The organism is Aliirhizobium sp. YIM B11859, assembly GCF_057163345.1.
The window spans coordinates 1-759 of record NZ_JBXHAY010000052.1 but is presented as its reverse complement, the minus strand read 5'-3'; the positions used below and the strand labels follow the sequence as shown (position 1 = coordinate 759).

General features: G+C 57.6%; 1 protein-coding gene. It reads left to right on the top strand.

The genetic code is table 11. The features are described 5' to 3' along the window. Positions 1–211: 211 nt before the first annotated feature. The coding region (locus AC2GXZ_RS32595) for a flagellin N-terminal helical domain-containing protein (RefSeq protein WP_483763387.1) at positions 212–759 on the top strand (548 nt) is incomplete at its 3' end.

Sequence of the window (759 nt, the reverse complement as noted above, 5' to 3'; positions counted from 1 at the left end):
GCTTAGTTCTTTGTTAACTACGCCACCGCATTGGCGGTGCTTCGCCCCCGAAATTAAGAATGCAGCAAGGCCTTGGGGCCTAATTTTCTGCTGCGACGGGTTGGTGTCCTAAACGAAAAACGGAACCGAGTGGCATGATGTCGGACCGTCGCAGCCGCATAGAACCCGGCATGTCCTCACCGTTTGTTTTCAGTCTTTAGGGGACACTTTCATGTCTAGCATCAACTTCAACGCCGGCGCGACTTCTGCTCTCGAAACGCTCCGCAACGTCAACAAGAACCTGGAAAAGACCCAGAACCACGTGTCGAGCGGCGAGAAGGTATCTTCCGCGTCTGACGGCGTGTCGTACTGGTCGATCGCCACGACGATGAAATCCGACAACAAGGCGCTTGGCGCAGCCTCTGACGCTCTCGGCGTCGGCGCAGCCAAGGTCGACACGGCTTACGCAGCTGTCGACAGCGCCATCGACGTTGTCAACGAAATCAAGGCAAAGCTGGTTACCGCGTCCGAAAGCTCGGCCGACAAGGACCAGATCAACCTCGAAGTGACCAAGCTTCAGGAACAGCTTTCGGCTATCGGCCAGGCTGCATCCTTCAACGGTGAAAACTGGGTCGTCGCAGGCGACGCAACGCAGGGCAAGGTCGTCGACGGCTTCGTTCGCGACACCGACGGCACGGTCAAGGTCACCACGGCGACCTACGACATCGAAACCTACGCAATGTTCAGCTCGATGGAAGACGGCGTTGGTACGGGCGGCAT